This window comes from Rossellomorea sp. GCM10028870, from assembly GCF_042666755.1.
In the GTDB taxonomy this organism is placed as follows: domain Bacteria; phylum Bacillota; class Bacilli; order Bacillales; family Bacillaceae_B; genus Rossellomorea.
On record NZ_JBHTGN010000001.1, the window covers coordinates 2,076,137 to 2,097,674 of the forward strand.

Sequence of the window (21,538 nt, forward strand, 5' to 3'; positions counted from 1 at the left end):
GCTTGGTCAACTGAACATGTTAACAAGATATATTTATTACAGACAAAGGTCCGATATTCACGGGAAACAATAGGGCATGCCTGTAAGATACAAGGGTTTTCATTTTCATTTCGTCAAGCTGCCATAGATTCAGTAAAAAAATAACTGATTTCATTCACATCAAATAAAAAATAGGCTATACTAAAGACAGACTGTGGAATAAGTGAAACTGGGAGGTTACCAAACATGGGTACTATAATGATTATAGGTGTATCTTTAGCATTCTTAGTAGCGATTTTCACTGCTGGATATAATGATAAACCCGGCTCCAACTAATTCATAAACTAAAAAAACTGGCCCGGGCCAGTTTTTTTAGTTATTACGCCATATTAAATTAAGAGCAATCACTACAACTGTCCCCACGATCAACCCATTACTCATTACAATTTGAAGCGAACTCGGAAGGTCTTTGAAAAGATCCGAAGATTGAAAGAAAAGCGTGCCACTCAAAAGTGAAATACCAATGATTGATAATTCCCTTTGTTTCAACTGAATCGAAGTTATCTTCTTTACCGAAATGATAAACATATTCACGATTGTTGAAAGCAGCGCTGCACTTGCGACGGCTACAGGCAAAGTAGACACGACATGGACCACCTGTGGCATAAAGGATATGAGTAATAAACTGCCTGCTGCTATAAGAAATGGCAGACCGCTTCTTTGTTTCGTCGTTTGTACAAAACCGGATGTAACCGGTAAGGGCACAATGGCAAGAGCAGAGAAAATGGATGATAACCAATGATTGATTCCTCCGACGACAAACCCTCTTCTTATACTGTCTTGTTTATTGATCTTCTCTCCATCATAAACATCATACATCGAATCAATGGCTGCAATATTGTTTAGAATCAGGGTAAACGAAAACAGAATAGTCGCAGTGATGATACTACCGTTGATTGCAGGGGGTCCCCATGAAAATAGTTCTGGCACAGCTAGACTATTAAGATCCCTCTGTCCAATAGGGGTAGAAGCCCCACCGAAAATGGCGAACACACCCCAGCCAACAATGATGCCTATTAAGAGTGAAAACTGCTTTCCCCAACCTTTTGCTTTAATTGATAGAATCACAATAAAGATAAAAACGAATATGGCAAGCATCGTCAGTTTCCAATCAACGTTTCCTTCTTCTTGTACGATCATCCCATTAAAAAAGATACCACTAAGCTGAATCGCTAGAAGAAACAAAAATACACCTGAAACCAAAGGTGGAAATACTCTTTGGTAAAATAATTTATTTTTCACTAATCCCATAAGGATCAGTATACATCCTGCTAAAGCAAGTGAGCCCATACCAAGTGATAAAGATTCTTCAACCGACAGACCATTTTGCTTAGAAAAGGCTGCCAAAATAACAAACACACTTACCCAGGATCCAGCCGGTCCTTCAATAATCGGAAGGGAATGTCCAATTACTTTCTGAAGAATGGAGCCGAGAGCAACCAGGAAAAGCGTTCTTTGCATTAACCCTGAAATCTCGGTCTCACTTAAACCAAACACACTACCAATCACAATGGGAAGAGCAATCGACGTTCCAATTAAAAACATGAGCCATTGAAAGCTTTGTAGGGCGGTTCCTACGGTCTGCCCTTTGTATTTCATGATACTTTAACCGCTCCGGCTTTAAGCAGCATCTCCTCAATTTCTACAAAACCTCTTTCCCTCGCACGCTCAATTGGTGATTTACCTTCCCGATCAGGAATGGTTACATCCGCACCATACTCGATTAATGTGGCAATAATCTCTTGATGTCCCTCTCCACCGTCACTCAATACAATGGCTTCCATCAACGCCGTCCAGCCAAGATCGTTAACATGATTGATATCGACGTTTGTTTTATCCAGTAAAAGTTTCACGGTCTCCCCGTGGCCTTTTTCCGCAGCTGGAATTAGAGCGGTTCCGCCATATCGATTCACTAAAGCAGGATCTGCTCCTGCTTCGATTGTGAGAAGAAGAATGTCATTCATTCCTTCTGCACCGGCGTACAGAAAAGGATTGTTTTTTAATTCATCCTGTAAATGAATATCGGCTCCCTTATCAATCAGTAAACGGACCATATCCGTATTATTTTGATATGTCGCCAGCATAACAGGCGTTCTACCAAGGGCATCCTGTTGATTAATATCGGTCCCTTCATCAATTAACGTTTCTACCTCTTCAATATATCCTTCTTTTATATAGGTGAAAATCACTTCTTTTTCCTCCTTTTGAGCATTAAACGAACATCCCGCTAGAGTACTGATAAAAATAGCAATGAGCATCTTCTTCATTTTCACTCCCCCTAACAACTTTTAGGGTATCACGGCTTGATATATATGGATAATATCTATTAAATTGTATTATTATATATTTATCATATAAGGAAGGGGAATACCATGCTGGACCTTAAACAACTGCGTTACTTTTTGGCGATTGTGGAAGAAAAAACAATACTCGCTGCAGCAAAGCGACTACATATGTCTCAGCCCCCCCTAAGTCAGCAGCTGCGCACGATGGAAGAGGATCTCGGTGTGAGCTTGTTTTACCGGAAAGGAAGAAAACTGGTGATTACAGAGGCTGGTAAAGCCCTTTATCAGCATGCTTATCAGATGATCAAGCTGCTGGAGGCTGCTGAAGCAGAAGTGAAAGAAATTGGTTCAGGGGAAAAAGGCAAGCTGAGGGTTGGTGTAAATACATTATCAGACATTGATTTACCATATATTTTGAAAGAGTATGAAAAGAACTTCCCGAACATCACCTATAACATTCATCAAAACGAATCCTCACAGCTCATTCATCTTTTAGAATTACGTGAGATTGATGCTGCTCTGATTCGACTGCCATTTTCAGCAGACAATATGGAGACGGTGACCCTTCAAGAAGAGCCATTTTACTACATTACGAATGTCCCGATTTCAAGTGATGGCACGATTGCATTAGAAGATATTGTTCACCAGCCATTAATCCTTCCAAGTACACGAAGTTTGGGCTTGTACGAAATGATTGTTCAGTCATTTACTTCAATCGGGTTGACGCCGTATGTAAAGGCAGAATGTTCGGATACCGTTCTTCTTGCCAATCTTGTGGAACAAGGATTCGCTTCCTCCATCGTTCCCCATAGTGCTCTGCAAGTATTTAAGCATAAAGACGTTCAACAATTGGAAATTGAGAACATGAACAACGCAAGCTACGGTATCGTATGGAAAAAAGACTTCTATCTTCCCAAAACAACGAGGGAGTTTATCCGGTTAGTCACAGAACATTTTAAAGTCGGGTTTCCGGAGATGGATTAGGAAAAAGCCCGAAAAAGATTTGATCTTTTCGGGCATATTTTTTTAGATTCTTTATCTACACGCGGGTGCTACCTTTTATTAAATCCTTTCTTCTCCACAAATTCCTTCATATACATGCGTTTCTTACCTGACAGCATGTTGGCCATTTGCTCGGTCCATCGATCCGAACGTTTGCCGTCCGTTCGTGCATGATAATAGGAAGAAATGGTTTCGTCATAGCGATCGAGTCCCTCTTTCATGTACCCTTCATCATGTTGATATGAATCCTCATGGTAAATGGCTTCCATTGGCAACCTCGGCTTCACATCAGAATTTCCTTCAGGGAAACCGACAGCCAGCCCGAATAAAGGAATGACGCGATCAGGAAGCTCCAGCAGTTCACTTACTGATTCCAGATCATTCCGAATCCCACCAATATAGCAAATGCCCATTCCCATGGATTCAGCAGCAATGGACGCATTTTGGGCCGCCAGTGAAGCATCAATCAATGCCACCATGAATTTCTCCGTGCTTTCAAGTGTTGGAATGACATCAGCATTTTCCCATTCACCTATCTTCTCGTGGCGGTACAAATCGGCACAGAATATAAAGAAATGTCCATTTTCTTCTACATATAATTGTGGACCGGCAAGCTCCGCCAACTTCTTCTTTTTAGCAGGATCCTTCACCCCAATGATTGAATACGCTTGAATGTAACTGGACGTACTGGCAGCCTGGGCACTCGAGACAATTGTCCGGATTTGCTCCTCGGTTAACGGCTCACTCTTGAATTTCCGTATGGATCGATGCTTAAGAATCGTTTCAATGGTTTCATTCATTATGTACTCTCTCCTTCACATTCTTTCCCTTAGTATAAGCCAAATAAAAAAAGGAATGAAAATCATATGATTCTCATTCCTTTTTTTTATAACAGACCCGGATATTTTCTTTGTCTTAATGCTTCATAAATCAGAATCGCCGCTGTATTGGAAAGGTTCAATGAACGCACGTTTTCGTTCATTGGTATGCGCAGGGCGCGATCCAAATTATTTTGGATGATGTCATCCGGTAGTCCTGAAGTTTCCCTGCCAAAAATGAAGAAGTAATCCTTCTCTTCTACACTGTAGTCAAAATCAGTGTGAGGGATCTTTCCGTATTTTGTTAAGTAGAAAAATTCTCCACCGTCATTTTTCTCGAAGAACTCTTCAATTGAATCATAGTATACAATGTTTACAAACTGCCAATAATCAAGGCCTGCCCGCTTTAACATTTTATCATCTGTTGAGAACCCGAGTGGACGGATCAAGTGCAGAGTTGTGTCCGTTGCTGCACACGTTCTCGCAATATTCCCTGTATTAGCAGGGATTTCTGGTTGATATAATACAACATGTACTCCCATGTTCCTGTCACCTCATTCATAAAACTCTAAGTGACATTATACCATTTCCTCCCCATAGAACAAGACTTAGCCGTCATCTACTATGGTAAAAAATCTATACTTGATATTGGGTGTATAAGCAGTCGAGTCCTCATACTTCCAATACCGCATTCTGCTGTTGAACGTATGGGCATTCACGAGAGGCTCTCCTGCAGCATCTTTACCGGTTACGATCGTAGTATGGTCAAAACGACCATCCCCTTCAAAGTCATAGCAGATGACATCTCCAAGCTTCAACTCTTTAGCGTCATTTACCTGTCTTCCCCTTAACCCGACCGTCGAATTGGGGATATACCATCTCATGGAATTCGCAACCGTCCAGCTATAGCTCCAGTTCTGATTTCTCATCCACCAGCCTTTCCCTTTCGTCGGATACCCCCGCATGGGAGCGTCCCCGGCATGGAGGCACTGTGAAATATAGTTCGTGCAATCATTCTCAAACTTCTTATATGCAGGGTTATAGCTGTTCCACCATCGCTCAGCATATTGCACCGCGCTAAGCCGATCATATTGATACGTCACTCTAGCCTCTTTCCCGTCGAAGTTTGAACTCTCTTCACGTACAACATTCTCTTCATAGAGAATCGGAATCTCGCCGTCTTCATAGATTTTACCCTTATAAAATGCTGAACGCCTATTCTCTACTTCTTCTTCTAAATAAAGAAGATCCCCCTGCTTAATAAGATATTTATAGTGAACATCGTATAAAATGGTTTGTGTTTCATTACGCTGGGGTGTCATGCTTTGGATTTTCCCTGCTGCATCCACCTTTACAATTTCCGCATTCCGTCGAAGACAAGATTCCTTCTTGCTTCTCACTTTGTCACTGTGATAATCTGACTGACTGCGGGATGTATATTCATCAATCACATGTTGAACCTTTTCCATTAACAGCTTTCTGATCATTGTCTTCCCTCCTCCCTAATTGTTATGCGGGGAGAAGACTGTTCAAAACAAAAAAGGATAAACTCAGGTGGATATGTGAGTTTATCCTTTTGGACTATTTGGTTATCAGGCTAAGGCCCTTTTTGATTTCGTTTAATACATCGTCATCTGTTTCTACTGACTGCTGTTTCAGTAACGCCTGTTGTGCTTCTTCTCCGCCGATTTTGCCAAGTGCCCATGCAGAGGTACCTCGGATCACCGGTCTAACATCCTTTTTCATCACGTCAACGAGATCTTTAATGGCTGTTGTATCCTTATAATGAGCGAGTGCAATGATCGCGTTTCGCTGGATCGGCTTCTTACCTCTCCATGAACCGGATACATGACCATACTTTTCTTTAAACTCACGGTTACTGATCGTTAGAAGCGGCTTTAATAGCGGCTTTGCAATTTCTGGATCCGGCTCCATCTCTTCGTGAAAATGAAAGTCCATCCCTTTATTTTCAGGACATACGGTCTGGCAGGTGTCACATCCATAAAGGCGGTTCCCAAGCTTTACCCGGTATTCATCGGCAAGAAAGCCCTTTGTTTGCGTCAAAAAGGCAATGCATTTCTGAGCATCCAGCTGTCCTCCTTCGATAAGAGCTCCCGTTGGGCAGACATCCACGCATTTATTGCATGTGCCACATTGGTCCTCCATCTGTGTATCAGGGGCAAAGGGAAGATTTGTCACCATTTCCCCGAGATACACATAGGATCCGAACTCAGGTGTTATAATCGAACAGTTTTTTCCGCTCCAGCCAATCCCGGCACGCTCAGCCACGGCACGGTCAACGAGTTCACCCGTATCCACCATGGATTTGAAACGTGCCTGGGGAACCCTTGATACGATATATTCTTCCAGCTTTGAAAGACGATCCCTAAGCACATGGTGATAATCCGTCCCCCATGATGCCCGGCAAAAGATCCCCCGTCTCTCTCCCCGTTTACTTTGTGGAGCGTTCTTCATTTTGGAAGGGTAGGCGAGAGCAATGGCGATGATCGATTTCGGCTTATCAAATATCAAAGAAGGATCAACCCGCTTTTCTATGTCCTTTTCCTCAAACCCGGATTGATACCCGAGCATCTCCTGGCGCAGGAGCCTGTTTTTCATTTCCGAGAACGTATCCGCCGTTGTAAAGCCAATCTTATCAATGCCGATTTCCTTGCTATACTCGATGATATCCTGTTTTAATTGATCGATATCCATTGCCCTGTCCTCCTTTCTATCTATATATTCAACACTTACAATTAAGCTTACGTGAAATAGGAACGTGTATTATGATAAACTATTTTAAAACAAATGTGGAGGGAAAATAAGTGGAAATCACGATTGATTCATCCATTACAAGCAAAATCCCCGATTTCAAAGTGGGATTCATTCAATATCATGATATCGAAGTCGGCACTTCTCCTCAAATGCTGAAAGGAAGGCTTCAGCTGTTCCAGGAATCCATCTTCTTTGATCTTCACGATAAAAATGTGACGGAAATTGAAGGAATTGTCGCGTGGCGGGACATCTTCAGGAAAACAGGAAAGGACCCCAATCGCTACCGTCATTCTGCCGAAGCCCTTTTTCGCCGGGTTAAAAAACAGAATTATTTGAGCACCATTAACTCAAGCATCGATCTCAATAACTTCTTCTCCCTTCAATACGAAGTGCCCATCGGCATTTACGACAGGGATCAACTTAACGGAGACACCATTCAATTGAAAATTGGTGAAACCGGACAATCATACATAGGGCTCAACGGCCGGGAAAACTCCCTGGAAAACCTGATCGTCGCATGTGACGGGGACGGACCTTTCGGAAGTCCATTCGTCGACTCAGACCGAGCACCCGTCGGGGAAGAAACCAAAAATTCCGTTCAGATCATCTTTCTGAAGCCTTCCCTTTCTATAGAAGAAAGCGAGAAACTCACGAAATCGTTAATGGATATGTTCCTCGGTGTCCATGGTGGAGAAGGATCATTTGAAGTGGTGGGTGGATAGAAGTTTGTGCAGGATCCCTGTTTCACGGGATCCTGTTTTTTATTGAGAATCTTGTACGAGAACCATAGCCATTTCCAAGAAATCTCAGCCTCTAAAGCATACGAATGGCTTATTCCTTAGATGAAAGGGAATATACAGCCCGCTTTCGGCTGTGGCCGGAGTCAATCCGGCCGAAATTCACGATAATCCGGCCATTTTTTCCGATAATCCAGCCGAAAACACGATTAATCCGGCCATTTCTTGTGAAAATCCAGCCATTTTGGCAAATAATCCAGCCGTTTCATATTAAATGTAAATTAAACACTACTAATTTGAGACTAACACATCACGCAACTACTCCACAAAAAAAGAGAGCCCAATGGACTCCCTTCTTACCAACCTACACCCACCACATATCCGACGGCTGTTCTTCGATCAGTATCGACTTCAGATTCTTCACGGCACGCCCGAAGCCTTCTTCAATCGACATGATCGGATCCTCATGCTCGATGCTTACCACATAATCATATCCGAATGTGCGCAGTGCACTCATCATATCAGACCACTCCTGCAAGGAATGTCCACAGCCCACTGAACGGAAGGACCACGCTCTTGTTTGGATGCTTCCGTAAGGCTGCATATCCGTCAGACCGTACATGTTGACGTTGTCTTGGTCGATATACGTATCTTTCGCATGGAAATGGTGAATCGCATTTTCTTTACCCAGGATTTTGATCGCGGCAACCGGATCGATTCCTTGCCACCACAGATGACTCGGATCAAGGTTTGCACCGATTGCGTCACATGTTTCTTCACGAAGCTTCAATAACGTATAAGGAGTGTGTACAAGGAAACCTCCATGCAGCTCGAGACCGATCTTCACATTATGATCCTGAGCGAGCCTGCCCATCTCTTTCCAGTAAGGAATCAACTTTTCTTCCCATTGCCATTTGAGAATATCCCCATATTCATTCGGCCAAGGGGATACTGGCCAGTTCGGATGCTTTGCTCCTTCATGGTCGCCCGCTGTTCCAGAAAAACAGTTCACAACCGGTACATTCATCAAGCTTGCGAGCTTTATTGTTTTCTGAAGTGCTACATGGGATTCTTCCGCAAACGCTGCATCAGGCGAGATCGGATTTCCGTGACAGCTGAAGGCACTGATTTCCAAGCCTCTTGATGTTACTTTCTCTACGTATTCGTTTCTCTTCTCTTCGCTTTCTAAAAGAGCGTCCAGGTCACAGTGAGCATTTCCGGGATAACCTCCCGTGCCGATTTCCACTGCGTGTAGCCCGGCTCCTTTTACATAATCAAGCATTTCATCAAGATTCTTTTGTGAAAATAATACAGTAAATACGCCTAGTTTCATTTGTGCTTCCTCCTATTTCAATCGGATGCTCTGTCCGGTTTCACTGCTTTTATAAATGGCATCAATTATTTGAGACACTTGCATGGCTTCCTGGGGCTTCACAACCAGCTCCTCTAAACCGAGACAGCTGTTGATAAAGTTCCGGGCTTGTGGAAGACTTGGATCATCTTCACCGGGAACCCAATCCGCTTCACTATTCAGAAGCATGCCGTGTTTCATTTGGTTCATTTGGAACGGGAATAGATCGATCCCCCCCGTTTCCCCTGATATGCTCATGCTTTCTTCATCACCCTTGACATTTGCAGACCATGACGTTTCGAAGAGCATGGATGCACCGTTATCGAACTTGATATAAGCCGTCACATGGTCATCGACTTCAAATTTCTCTTTATCAAAATCTCCCCACTGATTCACTTGATCTGGCATTCTACTAAGCTTGTTGTAGGTCGTCCCGGTTACTTCAACAGGCGCCGGGTTCCCAAGGAGCCATAGGGATAGATCCAGGAAGTGACATCCGTAGTCGATCAGGCTGCCGCCTCCTTGAAGTTCCTTGTTGGTAAACACTCCCCAGCCAGGAACTTTGCGGCGGCGGATCGCCCTTGCCCTGGCCACCATTGGTTCACCGATTTCATCTTCCAGGATGACACGCTTTGCCGCACGTGAATCCTTCATGAAACGATAATGATAGGCGATAGCCAGAACCTTCCCTGACTGTTCCGCAGCTTCGATCATCAATTCACATTCTTCAGGAGTCATGGCCATCGGTTTCTCACAAAACACATGGATCCCGGCTTTGAGCGCTGCAATCGTGATTTCCGCATGAAATTTATTTGGAGTACAGATCGTCACAGCATCCACATGTCCGAACATGTCCCGATAGTCACTGAACACGTTCGGAATGCTAAAGGTTTCTGCCACGGTTTGAGCAGTGACAGGATTGATATCACTGATCGCTTCAATGGATACAGAATCTGATAGTTTCATAAAAGTAGGGATGTGGCGCGTTTGGGCAATGCCCCCTACGCCGATCACTCCCATCCGAAGTTTAGTCATTGCTGCATTCACCTCTATTACAATTTTACGATCCGTTTTGTTTCACTTGATTCCAGGGCAGATAAAACCACTTCTAACGATTTCTTTCCTTCTTCACCTGGAACAGGAGGCTCTGCATCATGAAGGATGCTGTCGACAAATTGATCGATTACACGGGAATTCGTCTGGCCGCCCTCGTCATTTGTCTGAATGCCGCCAAGCTCATACTTCACTACTTCTCCGCTTAAGTATTGAACGATAAGGGAGTTGACCGGATCATCCTCTAAACGCAGGATGGCCTTCTCTCCATAAATGATCGTAGAGTTGTCTTCTTTCGAAACATAAGACCAGCTTGCTGCAAGGGTACCGATTGTACCGCTTTCGGTTTTCAATACACAGACAGCCGTATCATCCACATCTGCATTTTCCTTTGCACTTGTTTCAACAAAGGCACCGACTTCGGCAAATTCTTCCCCTAAGATGTACCGAAGGAGATCGGTTTTGTGTACCCCAAGGTCACCCATGGCACCGATGAATGCTTCATTCTTTTTAAAGAACCAGCTGTCTTTCCCGTCAGCACTCCACCCTTCAGGTCCACCGTGACCAAATGCAGAACGGAAACTGTAGATTTTACCTACTTCACCACTTTCAATCAGCTGCTTCGCTTTTTGGTGAGAAGGGACAAAACGCTGGTTATGAGCGATCATCAATTTTTTACCGTTTTTACTAGCTGCATCGATCATTCTTTGAGCTTCTTCACTTGAAGTGGCCATCGGCTTTTCACATAATACATGTTTTCCGGCGTTTAGGGCATCGATGGAAATCGGTGCATGCAGGTAGTTCGGTGTACACACACTCACGGCTTCCACTTCAGCGTTCGCCAGTAGTTCTTTATAATTGGTATACGCTTTCGCTCCGACTGCATCGGCTATTTTCCATGCCCGTTCTTCCACGATGTCACACACCGCTACCACTTCAACGTTTTCATTGTTTGCATATTCCGGCAAATGACGATGCTGTGCGATGCTTCCACACCCGATAACCCCGATTTTTAATTTACTCATGATTTTTCCTCCTCTTGTTCTTTAGTTAGATCCTTTGATTTCTTCTAACGGCTGTGCGTTTCCGTATACCGGTCTTGCATGATCTACAGGGGATGCCCATTTCACTGCATTGACGATGACCTTCTGAACGTCTTCATTGTAATAGGTTGGATACGTTTCATGTCCAGGACGGAAGTAGAATACTTTTCCGTTGCCACGCTGATACGTACACCCGCTTCTAAACACTTCCCCACCTTCGAACCAGCTCACCATCACAAGCTGATCAGGAGTCGGAATGTCAAAATGCTCTCCATACATTTCTTCCTTCTCAAGCTCGATGTATTCCCTTAAGCCTGCTGTAATCGGATGACTTGGATCGACTATCCAGATGCGTTCTTTCTCATCAGCTTCACGCCATTTCAGGTCACAGGAAGTACCCATCAATGTTTTGAAGATTTTAGAGAAATGACCTGAATGAAGGACGATCAATCCCATTCCATCAAGGACACGCTGTTTCACTCTTTCAACTACTTCATCAGTGACTTCATCATGGGCGATATGTCCCCACCACAGCAATACGTCTGTACTATCCAGCACATCTTCCGTCAATCCATGCTCACTTTCGTCTAATGTAGCCGTTTTCACATTGAATGATGCTTCTCCCAGGAAGGAGGCAATGGCACCATGAATTCCTTCAGGGTACACCTCTCTCACTTTCGGATTCTTCTGCTCATGACGATTTTCATTCCATACAGTAACGTTTAACATTGTAAAACCTCCAAGTTATGTGTTTGATTGTAAGTGCCGATATTCATTTGGTGTCATACCGACGTGCTTTTTAAATACTTTGCTGAAATATTTTTCATTCCCATACCCTACACCATAGGCGACTTCATATATCTTCAAATATGGATTTTCAAGCAGTTTCCTTGCCTTTTCCATCCGAATATTCGTGATGTAATCCGTGATGGTAGATCCATGATCCTGTTTGAACTTACGTGAAATGTATTCCCTGCTTAGGTAAAAGCGATCGGCAATGTCCTGAAGATTGATATCCTCTTGATAATGCTGCTGAAGGTATTCTTCAATGTGCTGCATATTGTTCTTTTCCCGTTGGTACTTTACCTTTGAAAGGGTTTGAATTAATTCTCTGAACTCTTTCGCCTTTTCCTCTTTAAATTTCCTGAACGAAAACGAGCCGTCTTCATTCCAATAATCAAGGCCCCGATAGAGTGGTTCTGGATGCTGAATCTCATACTCTTTCAACCAATTATTCCGTAATAACTCAAATTGATTTTCCCAAACCTGGAGCTGCTCAAGTGAGAGTGCATGCCCTGTTTTCAACTGTGCAAGTATCCCGTCCAACTGGGACTGAACCTGCTCCCGGCTCCCTGAACGGATTGCCCATTTCAATTCATTTGAGTGATCCAACAAATGCAGCAGGGGCTGTCTTTTCACATCTTTATGGGTGACGATTTTCTTTTGATCAAGCAGAGAATGCTTAAGATAAACCTGTAAAGCAGATTCATACGCTTCGTTTATTTTCTTAGACTTCTGTCCAATTGCAATGATCGTAAAGAGTTTACTATATTGATAGATCAATGAGTAGATTTCCTCTAACAGATACGTCACATTTTTATCATTCCAGAAGAGAATCACAAGCTCTTCTTCTTTGTTCCCATTCCGGAAGCAAACTCCATCATTTTGCTTTCGCAGCAATTCATTGCAAATGTTGATAAGTGTAAAGAAGGCAAGGTCGCGGTCTCCTTGAAAGGACTTCATCACAATCGGTTTTATGGGGATGAGGGCAACGGTCTTTGCAAGCTTTGTAATGGTAATCCCAAACTCCTGATCAACCTTTTCTACCATCTCTGTGGTAATGTTCTCCTTCGCACAGAGACTTGAAAACAACCGATCCCAATAGAGGGGCTTTGCCTCATTCATCACTCGATTTTCCTCGACCTGGGATTTTCTTGATCGAGCCTGCTCATTCCACTCTTTTACCGCTTTATCCAGTGTTTCATTTAACACATCCGGTTCAATCGGCTTCAGAATATAATCAAAGCTTTTGTAGAAGATCGCGTTTCTCATATACTCGAAATCATCATACCCGCTTACAACGATGGTTTTGCTTTTAAGGTCAGAGGCATGAAGCCATTTTAAAAGGTTAATGCCATCCCGCTTCGGCATCCTCATATCAGTGAAAATGATTTCCGGCCGGTGCTCTCTGATCATTTCGATGGCTTGGTCTCCATCTTCCGCCTCCAGAATGGTGTGGATCCCATGCTTGTCCCATTCCGCTAATAAAAGTAACCCCTCACGCACATGCTTTTCGTCGTCAATGATGATTGCCTTCATTTGCTTCACCTTCCATTCTTATTGGCAGCCTCATAGTGACCATAAAGCCTCCCTCAACATGATTTTCAAGCTGTAAAGTGGCCAGGTGATCATAGTAGAGCTTTAATCGAACATATACATTCTTCAGTCCGATATTGGTCTCATCCCCCGTTTTATTCCATGCTTCTGCTTTAAAATGATCCCCTATTTCCCGAAGTCTGCTTTCCGTTACGCCAACACCATTATCACGGACAATCATCACCAATTCTTTCTCATCCTGAAAGCAAGATAACCATATTCGCCCTACCCCGTCCCGGATATCGAATCCGTGTTTGAAGTAGTTTTCAATGAGAGGCTGCAGGAGCATCTTCGGTACCGGGGTCTCCATTACCTCTTCTTCTACCTCTACACTGTAATCCAGATTCTCACCGAAACGTTCTTTTTGTAAAAGAAGATAGGCGTTCGTGTAATTGATTTCCTTGCTTAATGGAACCACATCCTCCTCCATATTCATCCCGTACCTCATTATTTTGGAAAGGTGGGTGATCAGGGAGTAGATTTGCGGAACCTTGTTCTTCAAAGCAATCGTTCCAATGGATTGCAGGGCATTATAGAGAAAATGCGGATTGATTTGAGACTGGAGGACCTTTAATTGATTCGTCTTGTTTTCGAGCTCCAGCTTGTACTCACGGTTGATCAGATGATTGATCCGCTCGATCATCTGCTGAAACCGGTAGCCGAGGATCCCGATTTCATCGGAACCGAACGATTCGGACTGTACCTTCATATTCCCTTTTTCAACCTGTTGGATATGTTGAAGCAGAATCCGTATGGGTGACGTAATTTTGAAAGAAACAAATAGGGTCGCGAGCACCACAAGTGATAGCCCAAGAACTCCAAACAGAATATTAATCTTCGCGACACTAAATGCGCTTTCATAAAGATTCACGTAAGGAACCCGTTTCACTAACAACCAACCGCCGGCCGAAGCAGGGAGCTGGTCGTACATCATCACCCCGTTGAAGGAGTCCTCCTTCCACTCGAGTGTCCCTGATACATCTTTTGATTCCATTATTCTCTTAATCCACTTCTGGTTGTTGCCATCATCCGATACATCCCGGTCCGAGCTATAAATCATTTCCCCTTCCGAAGAAAGAAGATAGAATTCTTCTGACTTAGCGTTATAGAGGTTTCTACTCAAATCGATGATCTTGTCAGGTGAAACCTCCAATGAGATATAAGCAAGCACCTCATCACCGGGAACGTTTCGGAATGCCCGGTGAATCGTGACAATATCCTTCGACCGGTTGATATTCTTTTCTTCCTGACTATGGGTTGGTTCAATATACATGTTATAAGGGCTGCGCTCTGCATTTCTGAAGGATTCCCATTGCGAATCCCTTACCTTATTAGAAAAAACAACTGTAGAGCGCTTTGTTGCCGAAATGACGCGGTCACCATCGGCGAAGGAAATACGTACCCCGTTAATTGTATCACCCGTGTAGAGAATCGTTTGCACAACATTCTTTACAATGCCAATCGTCAAGTAATTATTCTCTTGACTTGGTGATCTCATGAAGTTAATAAAATCAGGATTATTATAGAGTGATAGAGTTAACCCGTTGAGCTCATTAATATAGCTCTCCAGATTCACCTTTCCCTGATAAAGAAGATTGCTGCTCTCCTCCACCACCTGCTCCTCTATGGAGTCCTTCGTATAAAAATATGTAATAATAATAGAACTGCCAAACGGCACAATCGTCGTAATCATCAACAACACAATCAACTTATTCCGAATGCTGGTCTTTAACATGAGGGACGGACCTCCCAGGTCTCACTTATACACTAGTATAAAGTGTTTTTCCCTGCTCTTGGAAGTGTTTTTTCGAAATATTCCTATTAAACTTATAAAATAGAAAGCATGCCCAGTAGACATGCTTTCTATTTTTTCAATTTACTTCAAGTTATCCCATGTTTGCTGGAATCGCTCAAGTACAGTGTCGTAATCAATTTTCCCTGCGGCATACTCCTGGATCGTTGCAGCGAATTCCTTATTCGCTCCATCCGGCCATTTGAACCAAGTCCAAGGAATCGTCTTCTCTTCTTTAGAGTAGTCAAGGATGGACTGACCTAAGTCTCCAAGACCATTTGGCTCGATGTTATCGAATGCCGGGATGAACGCAAACTCTTCCGTGATATAACGCTTACCAGTTTCAGATGAAACCATCCACTCTAAGAATGTTTTCGCTTCTTCAAGATGCTCAGAGTTCTTGTTTAATACCCAGTTATTCGGTACACCTACAGGAAGGCGATCAGCACTATCATCATTGCTGATAGAAATTGGAAGGAATCCCATGTTGATTTCAGGATTGATCTCAGTGATCATGTTCTCAGTCCAGTTTCCTTGTTGCAGCATCGCAGTTTCACCAGAAGCAAATAGCGTTACTTGTGTATTGTAATCCGTCGTTAACGGATTATCATTTGCGTACTTAAGCTCAGCATCTAAAACTTCTTTGAATTGTTTGAACTTTTCGTTGCCTACAATCTTCTCGGAACCATCATAAAGACCGGCGATGAACGCATCCGGATCTTCCTGCTGAGCAAACGGAATGTTAAGTAAATGTTGACCAATTACCCACCACTCGCCATAACCAGCTGAGAAAGGCGTGATTTTCTTCGCTTCAAGCTTCTTCGCAGCGTCTTTTAACTCATCAATCGTTGTAGGCGGCTCAGTGATTCCCGCTTCTTCAAATAAATCTTTATTATATACAAATCCGTAGCCTTCAAGGTTAACCGGCATACCATAAAGCTTGCCATCTTCATCCGTCATCGGCACTTTACCGATCGGAAGAACATGCTCAACCCATGGCTCACCGGAAAGATCTGCTAACTTCTCTTTCCAAAGCTCTAACTCTTTAAAACCACCGTTGTTGAAAATGTCCGGCTCTTCACCAGAAGCAAATTTCGCTTTCAAAGCAGCACCGTAATCGGCACCTCCACCAACTGTTTCAAGCTTAATCTTAATGTTTGGATGCTCAGCTTCGAACTCATTGATCATTTCTTGAAGCTGATCGGCAATTTCAACCTTGAACTGGAAGAAATTAAGGGTAACTACATCGTCACCTGATCCAGACTCTCCACCTGATTTGCTTGTAGTGTCTTTAGAAGAACAGCCAGCAATAATACCAAATACTAAAACCAAAGACATACAAAGTAAAAGTATACGTTTCATAAATGGATTGACCTCCCTGATATAAATTATTTTATATAAATTTCTGTATCAATGATAGACCATCTCGACAGAAACTTTATATCTACTTAATTGACCCTGAAGCAATACCTTTGATGATATGCTTCTGTAAAAATAAGAAGAAAATGATGATCGGTGTAATGCCAAGCACCAATGCTGCAAGACCCATATCCCATTGCTTCGTATACTGAGCGAAGAATGAGCTTGCTGCGAGTGGAATCGTACGCAGTTCCGCATCCTGTAATACAAGAAGGGGAAGCAGATAGTCATTCCAAATCCATAAAGTGTTCAAAATGACCACGGTTACTGTTATCGGCTTAAGTAATGGGAATACAATTCTCCAGAACACACCAAACTGACTGCAGCCATCAATCATCGCGGATTCTTCAATCTCAATCGGAACGGTTTTCACAAATCCATGATATAAGAAAAGAGAAAGTGGCACGCCAAATCCGAAGTACATGATGATCAAACCTGGAATACTATTCGTAAGTCCCAACGTCCCTCCTACCTTCATAAGAGGAATCATCACCGTCTGGAACGGAATGACCATGGCTGAAACAAAGATGACAAATAAAATTTTGCTGAACTTCCCTGGCGTACGTACCATCTTCCACGCCGCCATGGAGCTGATAATCACTAATCCAATGTTACTGAAAACGGTGATGACCAAGGAGTTCCAGAAAGCACGGGGGAAATTGATGATCTCCCACACCTTCGCATAGTTAGAGAAAACAAATTCCTTTGGCCACGCCGCCGCATCGATCAAAATCGCTGCAAACGGCTTCACTGAGTTGATCAGTACGAAGTAGAAAGGAATAAGGAAAATGAGCCCTATGACAATTCCGATAATCTCTAATACAAACGTTCTTTTCGTATAGCGATTGCCCATTACGCCTGAACCTCCTTCTTCTTCGTCACCATCACCTGAACCGTTGTAAACACTGCCACTACCACAAAGAACAGGATCGATTTCGCTGTTCCCAGGCCATAACGGTTATTCTGGAACGCTTCTTGATAAATATTGATCGCCACAGATTGTGTAGAATTGAATGGTCCCCCGCCTGTTAACGAGATGTTCAAATCGAATATCTTAAAGGCCATTGAAATCGTCAAGAAGAAGCAAATTGTGAATGCCGGTAAAATCAACGGAATGATAATCTTCGTCAACAACGTCCAGTTGGATGCTCCATCTATCCTCGCTGCTTCCAAAAGTGAATTATCCACCCCTTGCAATGCCGCAACATAGATGACCATCATATAACCACTGATCTGCCATGCAAACACGATGACAATCCCCCAGAATGCCGTCGTCTCATCACCAAGCCAAGGCATTTTAAAGAATCCGATCCCCGTCATATTCCCGAGTGATGCAAATCCTTTCACAAAGATGAACTGCCAGATGAATCCGAGTAGCAATCCACCAATTACGTTGGGAATAAAAAACACTGTCCGCAAAATGTTTCGCGTCTTCAATGCTGCATTCAGTAAAAGTGCAAACCCGAAACCTATTAAATTACTAATAATCACAGCCGCAAACATAAACTTCGTCGTGAACATAAAGGAATTAAAAAATGTCTTATCATCTGTGAAGATCTTTTTGTAGTTATCAAATCCAACCCACTCTACAACTGAGCTGACACCATTCCATGAGGTAAACGAATAATACACCCCCATCAAAAATGGAAGAATCTGAATCACTAAAAAAAATATAAGTGCCGGTCCAACAAAGGCAGCATACGTCAGCAAGCTCTTATACTTGAACTTCTTCTTCGTAACCGCCTTGATTTGCGCATCTGGGCTTACTGGTCCAGTCTGAATCTTGGTTTCCACCCGTATCACCACCCCTAATAATGTAATCGCTTTCTTACATTATAATGGGAGCGCTTTCTTAAATAGGGGGACTCAATTGACAAAGAAGGTGCAAAATTTTGACTAAATGGGTTTGGGATGGGTTGGTGATGGGTAAATGAAAAGGTTGGGTTTCTTTGGCTTGATAAGGTGAACGTAGGGTACAATGCGATTTTGAAAATAAAATGCTGGAATTGAAAATAAATGTGGTGAATTTGAAAATAAAATTGGAAAGTCGATAATAAATGTAGCAAAGTCGATAATAAAATCGAAAGGTCGATAATAAAATCGAAAGGTCGATAATATATCTGCCAAACTCGATAATAAATCCGAAAAGTCGATAATATATCTGCTAAACTCGATAATAAATTATCAAGTGCCTATAAATCTAGCAGTTATATAGTTATAGAGAGTCGCTTTTTTATGTAAAATTATCATTTTCACTCTAAAATAGTCTTTTTTCAACTCCATTCCTGTACAAAATGCTACTAATACTATCTATAATATTGAAAAACTTCGAATCTCCCCCCTTATCCTACTAAAATAAAGCTGTTACTCATTGATCCACACTAAAATCCACTCATTTATTACATTCTTCCACATTTACCTCCTAAATTTCAGTCTCAGAACAATAAAAAAAGACTTCCTCTAATGAGAAAGTCTATCATATGTAAATTGGAGCGGGTGAAGGGAATCGAACCCTCATCATCAGCTTGGAAGGCTGAGGTTTTACCACTAAACTACACCCGCGAATGGTACCGGTGGCCGGGGTCGAACCGGCACTCCAGAGGAACACGATTTTGAGTCGTGCGCGTCTGCCAATTCCGCCACACCGGCATTACATTTGGAGGCGGCAACCGGATTTGAACCGGTGATCAGGGTTTTGCAGACCCATGCCTTACCACTTGGCTATGCCGCCTTAATATTGGAGCGGAAGACGGGATTCGAACCCGCGACCCCCACCTTGGCAAGGTGGTGTTCTACCACTGAACTACTTCCGCACTACTGGGCTAGCTGGATTCGAACCAACGCATGTCGCAGTCAAAGTGCGATGCCTTACCGCTTGGCTATAGCCCACTGATAGTATATGTCACGGAAATGAAAATGTGACTTTTATGGGGCGACTGATGGGAATCGAACCCACGAATGCCTGAACCACAATCAGGTGCGTTAACCACTTCGCCACAATCGCCATGATAAAATTGGCAGGGGTAGTAGGAATCGAACCCACACCAAAGGTTTTGGAGACCTTCGTTCTACCTTTAAACTATACCCCTATGAAATATAATTGGTTTCCAATGAATCTTCCTGCTATTAGCTGGGGTTCCATACTCCGCTTACGCTAGGAAAAAAATCTTGGTGGAGGGGGGCAGATTCGAACTGCCGAACCCGAAGGAGCGGATTTACAGTCCGCCGCGTTTAGCCACTTCGCTACCCCTCCAAATAGTAAATCACTCGGTTGGTGCCGGCAAGAGGACTTGAACCCCCAACCTACTGATTACAAGTCAGTTGCTCTACCAGTTGAGCTACACCGGCATCAAGTAATAAATGGTGGCTCAGGACGGAATCGAACCGCCGACACATGGATTTTCAGTCCATTGCTCTACCAACTGAGCTACTGAGCCATTATGCAAAATAAATATGGCGGTCCGGACGGGACTCGAACCCGCGACCTCCTGCGTGACAGGCAGGCATTCTAACCAACTGAACTACCGGACCAAAAATTTTCGCGCCTGCAAATTTTTTTACCATGAGTTGCGCCAGCAAAATAACTTTCATTACCTCGCAATAGCGAAAATAACTATCCATGCGTGACTCATTAAGGATTATACTATCCAAAGTCAAAAATGGTATTGCGGGGACAGGATTTGAACCTGCGACCTTCGGGTTATGAGCCCGACGAGCTACCGAACTGCTCCACCCCGCGACGATATGATTTGTTAAGTTAAACTTATAAATTAAGGATGATTATTCAACTCAGCTTATGCTTCGTGAAAAATCATGGTGGAGGATGACGGGATCGAACCGCCGACCCTCTGCTTGTAAGGCAGATGCTCTCCCAGCTGAGCTAATCCTCCATTATATTCATTGTTTTATTTCATTTTTGGAAAAAAGTGTTGGTGACCCATACGGGATTCGAACCCGTGTTACCGCCGTGAAAGGGCGGTGTCTTAACCGCTTGACCAATGGGCCTTAATAAGAAGAAGTGTTATGGCGGAGAGCAAGGGATTTGAACCCTTGAGACAGCGTTAACCGTCTACACGATTTCCAATCGTGCTCCTTCGGCCACTCGGACAGCTCTCCATATAATGGCTCCGCAGGCAAGATTCGAACTTGCGACCGATCGGTTAACAGCCGATAGCTCTACCACTGAGCTACTGCGGAACGATATGCCTGGCGACGTCCTACTCTCACAGGGGGAGATCCCCCAACTACCATCGGCGCTGAAGAGCTTAACTTCCGTGTTCGGCATGGGAACGGGTGTGACCTCTTCGCCATTGTCACCAGACAATTCCTTGTCACTTTTTTAAGGACAAGTATTATTATATCGCGTAGATATATTTTTTCAAGGCTTTTTTTATATTTTCTTATAAAATTTATTCCCTGAAAACTAGATAAAGAATTGATGTCAAGAAAGCCGAATACCGACCAATTGTGCATCTACTTCTTCAAGTAGATACCATTCCAGCTCCGGCGGCTAGAGACTCGAGGTCATTTCAGTTCAATCAGCTGAGGGTAAAAGGCACCCTCTTCTGATTGCCCAAAAATGCTTGTCGTTTCTGGTCAAGCCGCCTCCGCTTTATAGTGTGGTTAAGTCCTCGATCGATTAGTATCAGTCAACTCCACATGTCGCCATGCTTCCATCTCTGACCTATCTACCTAGTCATCTTCTAGGGATCTTACTCACTTACGTGATGGGAAATCTCATCTCGAGGGGGGCTTCATGCTTAGATGCTTTCAGCACTTATCCCTTCCGCACATAGCTACCCAGCGATGCCTTTGGCAAGACAACTGGTACACCAGCGGTGCGTCCAT

General features: G+C 43.3%; 17 protein-coding genes, 16 tRNA genes and 2 rRNA genes. 2 read left to right on the forward strand and 33 right to left on the reverse strand.

The genetic code is table 11. The features are described from left to right. Positions 1–351 precede the first annotated feature (351 nt). On the reverse strand, positions 352–1,638 hold the full coding sequence (locus tag ACFQWC_RS10680) for a purine/pyrimidine permease (RefSeq protein WP_377107164.1): 1,287 nt from the start codon (positions 1,636–1,638) through the stop codon (positions 352–354). After that, the gene (locus ACFQWC_RS10685; protein ID WP_341357711.1) at positions 1,635–2,306 is read right to left on the reverse strand and encodes an ankyrin repeat domain-containing protein; all 672 of its coding nucleotides are present in this window, start codon (positions 2,304–2,306) and stop codon (positions 1,635–1,637) included. The genes ACFQWC_RS10680 and ACFQWC_RS10685 overlap by 4 nt, the downstream gene beginning before the upstream one ends. 105 nt (positions 2,307–2,411) lie before the next feature. Here ACFQWC_RS10685 and ACFQWC_RS10690 point away from each other — a divergent pair, with 105 nt between their 5' ends. Continuing rightward, positions 2,412–3,308: a LysR family transcriptional regulator gene (locus tag ACFQWC_RS10690; RefSeq protein WP_377107167.1), complete on the forward strand. Its 897-nt coding sequence runs from the start codon at positions 2,412–2,414 to the stop codon at positions 3,306–3,308. A gap of 68 nt (positions 3,309–3,376) precedes the next feature. Here the strand turns inward: ACFQWC_RS10690 and nfsA are convergent, their stop codons facing one another. The 4 genes from nfsA to queG form a co-directional block, all read right to left on the reverse strand. Then, positions 3,377–4,126 carry an oxygen-insensitive NADPH nitroreductase gene (gene nfsA, locus ACFQWC_RS10695; RefSeq protein WP_377107169.1) on the reverse strand — a complete coding sequence of 250 codons (750 nt, stop codon included), beginning with the start codon at positions 4,124–4,126 and terminating at the stop codon, positions 3,377–3,379. 86 nt (positions 4,127–4,212) lie between these two features. Next, complete coding sequence (gene trmL, locus ACFQWC_RS10700) at positions 4,213–4,686, reverse strand: tRNA (uridine(34)/cytosine(34)/5-carboxymethylaminomethyluridine(34)-2'-O)-methyltransferase TrmL (RefSeq protein WP_299739745.1); 474 nt, start codon at positions 4,684–4,686, stop codon at positions 4,213–4,215. 66 nt (positions 4,687–4,752) lie between these two features. Further along, on the reverse strand, positions 4,753–5,631 hold the full coding sequence (locus ACFQWC_RS10705; RefSeq protein WP_377107171.1) for an amidase domain-containing protein: 879 nt from the start codon (positions 5,629–5,631) through the stop codon (positions 4,753–4,755). A 94-nt stretch (positions 5,632–5,725) separates the two neighbouring features. Beyond that, positions 5,726–6,859: a tRNA epoxyqueuosine(34) reductase QueG gene (queG, locus tag ACFQWC_RS10710; protein ID WP_377107173.1), complete on the reverse strand. Its 1,134-nt coding sequence runs from the start codon at positions 6,857–6,859 to the stop codon at positions 5,726–5,728. Between the two features lie 110 nt (positions 6,860–6,969). Here queG and ACFQWC_RS10715 point away from each other — a divergent pair, with 110 nt between their 5' ends. Next, complete coding sequence (locus tag ACFQWC_RS10715; RefSeq protein ID WP_299739740.1) at positions 6,970–7,641, forward strand: B3/B4 domain-containing protein; 672 nt, start codon at positions 6,970–6,972, stop codon at positions 7,639–7,641. 379 nt (positions 7,642–8,020) lie between these two features. Here the strand turns inward: ACFQWC_RS10715 and ACFQWC_RS10720 are convergent, their stop codons facing one another. The 27 genes from ACFQWC_RS10720 to ACFQWC_RS10850 all read right to left on the reverse strand — a co-directional run. Next, positions 8,021–8,989, reverse strand: coding sequence for a sugar phosphate isomerase/epimerase family protein (locus ACFQWC_RS10720; RefSeq protein WP_299739738.1), 969 nt, complete (start codon positions 8,987–8,989; stop codon positions 8,021–8,023). Positions 8,990–9,001: 12 nt separating this feature from the next. After that, a complete protein-coding gene (locus ACFQWC_RS10725) occupies positions 9,002–10,042 on the reverse strand; it encodes a Gfo/Idh/MocA family protein (protein ID WP_299739736.1) in 1,041 nt (346 codons plus the stop codon). A gap of 17 nt (positions 10,043–10,059) precedes the next feature. Beyond that, positions 10,060–11,085, reverse strand: coding sequence for a Gfo/Idh/MocA family protein (locus ACFQWC_RS10730; RefSeq protein ID WP_341357709.1), 1,026 nt, complete (start codon positions 11,083–11,085; stop codon positions 10,060–10,062). A gap of 21 nt (positions 11,086–11,106) precedes the next feature. Further along, complete coding sequence (locus tag ACFQWC_RS10735; protein ID WP_299739732.1) at positions 11,107–11,832, reverse strand: ThuA domain-containing protein; 726 nt, start codon at positions 11,830–11,832, stop codon at positions 11,107–11,109. Positions 11,833–11,847: 15 nt separating this feature from the next. After that, the gene (locus tag ACFQWC_RS10740; RefSeq protein ID WP_377107177.1) at positions 11,848–13,422 is read right to left on the reverse strand and encodes a response regulator transcription factor; all 1,575 of its coding nucleotides are present in this window, start codon (positions 13,420–13,422) and stop codon (positions 11,848–11,850) included. Continuing rightward, positions 13,403–15,214, reverse strand: coding sequence for a sensor histidine kinase (locus tag ACFQWC_RS10745; protein WP_299739728.1), 1,812 nt, complete (start codon positions 15,212–15,214; stop codon positions 13,403–13,405). The genes ACFQWC_RS10740 and ACFQWC_RS10745 overlap by 20 nt, the downstream gene beginning before the upstream one ends. Positions 15,215–15,355: 141 nt before the next feature. Next, on the reverse strand, positions 15,356–16,633 hold the full coding sequence (locus ACFQWC_RS10750; protein WP_299739726.1) for an ABC transporter substrate-binding protein: 1,278 nt from the start codon (positions 16,631–16,633) through the stop codon (positions 15,356–15,358). 82 nt (positions 16,634–16,715) lie between these two features. Further along, entirely contained in the window at positions 16,716–17,543 is an 828-nt protein-coding gene (locus tag ACFQWC_RS10755; RefSeq protein WP_299739724.1) for a carbohydrate ABC transporter permease, read from the reverse strand. Next, positions 17,543–18,484 carry a carbohydrate ABC transporter permease gene (locus ACFQWC_RS10760; RefSeq protein ID WP_341357708.1) on the reverse strand — a complete coding sequence of 314 codons (942 nt, stop codon included), beginning with the start codon at positions 18,482–18,484 and terminating at the stop codon, positions 17,543–17,545. The genes ACFQWC_RS10755 and ACFQWC_RS10760 overlap by 1 nt, the downstream gene beginning before the upstream one ends. A 694-nt stretch (positions 18,485–19,178) precedes the next feature. Continuing rightward, positions 19,179–19,252 (reverse strand) — tRNA-Gly (locus tag ACFQWC_RS10765). 3 nt (positions 19,253–19,255) lie between these two features. Continuing rightward, positions 19,256–19,339: transfer RNA gene (locus ACFQWC_RS10770), tRNA-Leu, on the reverse strand. Positions 19,340–19,347: 8 nt separating this feature from the next. Beyond that, positions 19,348–19,421 (reverse strand) — tRNA-Cys (locus ACFQWC_RS10775). A gap of 7 nt (positions 19,422–19,428) precedes the next feature. Next, positions 19,429–19,503: transfer RNA gene (locus ACFQWC_RS10780), tRNA-Gly, on the reverse strand. Between the two features lie 4 nt (positions 19,504–19,507). After that, positions 19,508–19,579: transfer RNA gene (locus ACFQWC_RS10785), tRNA-Gln, on the reverse strand. A 39-nt stretch (positions 19,580–19,618) separates the two neighbouring features. Beyond that, positions 19,619–19,694 (reverse strand) — tRNA-His (locus tag ACFQWC_RS10790). 11 nt (positions 19,695–19,705) lie between these two features. After that, positions 19,706–19,779 (reverse strand) — tRNA-Trp (locus ACFQWC_RS10795). An 80-nt stretch (positions 19,780–19,859) separates the two neighbouring features. Then, positions 19,860–19,943, reverse strand: a tRNA-Tyr gene (locus ACFQWC_RS10800). Positions 19,944–19,962: 19 nt separating this feature from the next. Then, a tRNA-Thr gene (locus tag ACFQWC_RS10805) sits at positions 19,963–20,038 on the reverse strand. Between the two features lie 13 nt (positions 20,039–20,051). Beyond that, positions 20,052–20,127, reverse strand: a tRNA-Phe gene (locus tag ACFQWC_RS10810). A gap of 17 nt (positions 20,128–20,144) precedes the next feature. Beyond that, positions 20,145–20,221, reverse strand: a tRNA-Asp gene (locus ACFQWC_RS10815). Between the two features lie 134 nt (positions 20,222–20,355). Then, positions 20,356–20,429 (reverse strand) — tRNA-Met (locus ACFQWC_RS10820). 75 nt (positions 20,430–20,504) lie between these two features. Further along, a tRNA-Val gene (locus tag ACFQWC_RS10825) sits at positions 20,505–20,580 on the reverse strand. A 40-nt stretch (positions 20,581–20,620) separates the two neighbouring features. Continuing rightward, positions 20,621–20,695, reverse strand: a tRNA-Glu gene (locus ACFQWC_RS10830). A gap of 19 nt (positions 20,696–20,714) precedes the next feature. Continuing rightward, positions 20,715–20,806 (reverse strand) — tRNA-Ser (locus ACFQWC_RS10835). A gap of 6 nt (positions 20,807–20,812) precedes the next feature. Then, positions 20,813–20,887: transfer RNA gene (locus ACFQWC_RS10840), tRNA-Asn, on the reverse strand. Between the two features lie 7 nt (positions 20,888–20,894). Further along, a 5S ribosomal RNA gene (gene rrf, locus ACFQWC_RS10845) occupies positions 20,895–21,011 on the reverse strand. Between the two features lie 298 nt (positions 21,012–21,309). Continuing rightward, positions 21,310–21,538: ribosomal RNA gene (locus ACFQWC_RS10850) — 23S ribosomal RNA — on the reverse strand; the annotation flags it as partial.

Bases quoted from the DNA above. Each gene is read 5' to 3' on its own strand.
- ACFQWC_RS10755 (WP_299739724.1), bottom strand. From the start codon at position 17,543: ATGGGCAATCGCTATACGAAAAGAACGTTTGTATTAGAGATTATCGGA.
- ACFQWC_RS10750 (WP_299739726.1), bottom strand. From the start codon at position 16,633: ATGAAACGTATACTTTTACTTTGTATGTCTTTGGTTTTAGTATTTGGT.
- ACFQWC_RS10705 (WP_377107171.1), bottom strand. From the start codon at position 5,631: ATGATCAGAAAGCTGTTAATGGAAAAGGTTCAACATGTGATTGATGAA.
- ACFQWC_RS10745 (WP_299739728.1), bottom strand. From the start codon at position 15,214: ATGTTAAAGACCAGCATTCGGAATAAGTTGATTGTGTTGTTGATGATT.
- nfsA (WP_377107169.1), bottom strand. From the start codon at position 4,126: ATGAATGAAACCATTGAAACGATTCTTAAGCATCGATCCATACGGAAA.
- trmL (WP_299739745.1), bottom strand. From the start codon at position 4,686: ATGGGAGTACATGTTGTATTATATCAACCAGAAATCCCTGCTAATACA.
- ACFQWC_RS10725 (WP_299739736.1), bottom strand. From the start codon at position 10,042: ATGACTAAACTTCGGATGGGAGTGATCGGCGTAGGGGGCATTGCCCAA.
- ACFQWC_RS10735 (WP_299739732.1), bottom strand. From the start codon at position 11,832: ATGTTAAACGTTACTGTATGGAATGAAAATCGTCATGAGCAGAAGAAT.
- queG (WP_377107173.1), bottom strand. From the start codon at position 6,859: ATGGATATCGATCAATTAAAACAGGATATCATCGAGTATAGCAAGGAA.
- ACFQWC_RS10680 (WP_377107164.1), bottom strand. From the start codon at position 1,638: ATGAAATACAAAGGGCAGACCGTAGGAACCGCCCTACAAAGCTTTCAA.
- ACFQWC_RS10685 (WP_341357711.1), bottom strand. From the start codon at position 2,306: ATGAAGAAGATGCTCATTGCTATTTTTATCAGTACTCTAGCGGGATGT.
- ACFQWC_RS10740 (WP_377107177.1), bottom strand. From the start codon at position 13,422: ATGAAGGCAATCATCATTGACGACGAAAAGCATGTGCGTGAGGGGTTA.
- ACFQWC_RS10730 (WP_341357709.1), bottom strand. From the start codon at position 11,085: ATGAGTAAATTAAAAATCGGGGTTATCGGGTGTGGAAGCATCGCACAG.
- ACFQWC_RS10720 (WP_299739738.1), bottom strand. From the start codon at position 8,989: ATGAAACTAGGCGTATTTACTGTATTATTTTCACAAAAGAATCTTGAT.
- ACFQWC_RS10690 (WP_377107167.1), top strand. From the start codon at position 2,412: ATGCTGGACCTTAAACAACTGCGTTACTTTTTGGCGATTGTGGAAGAA.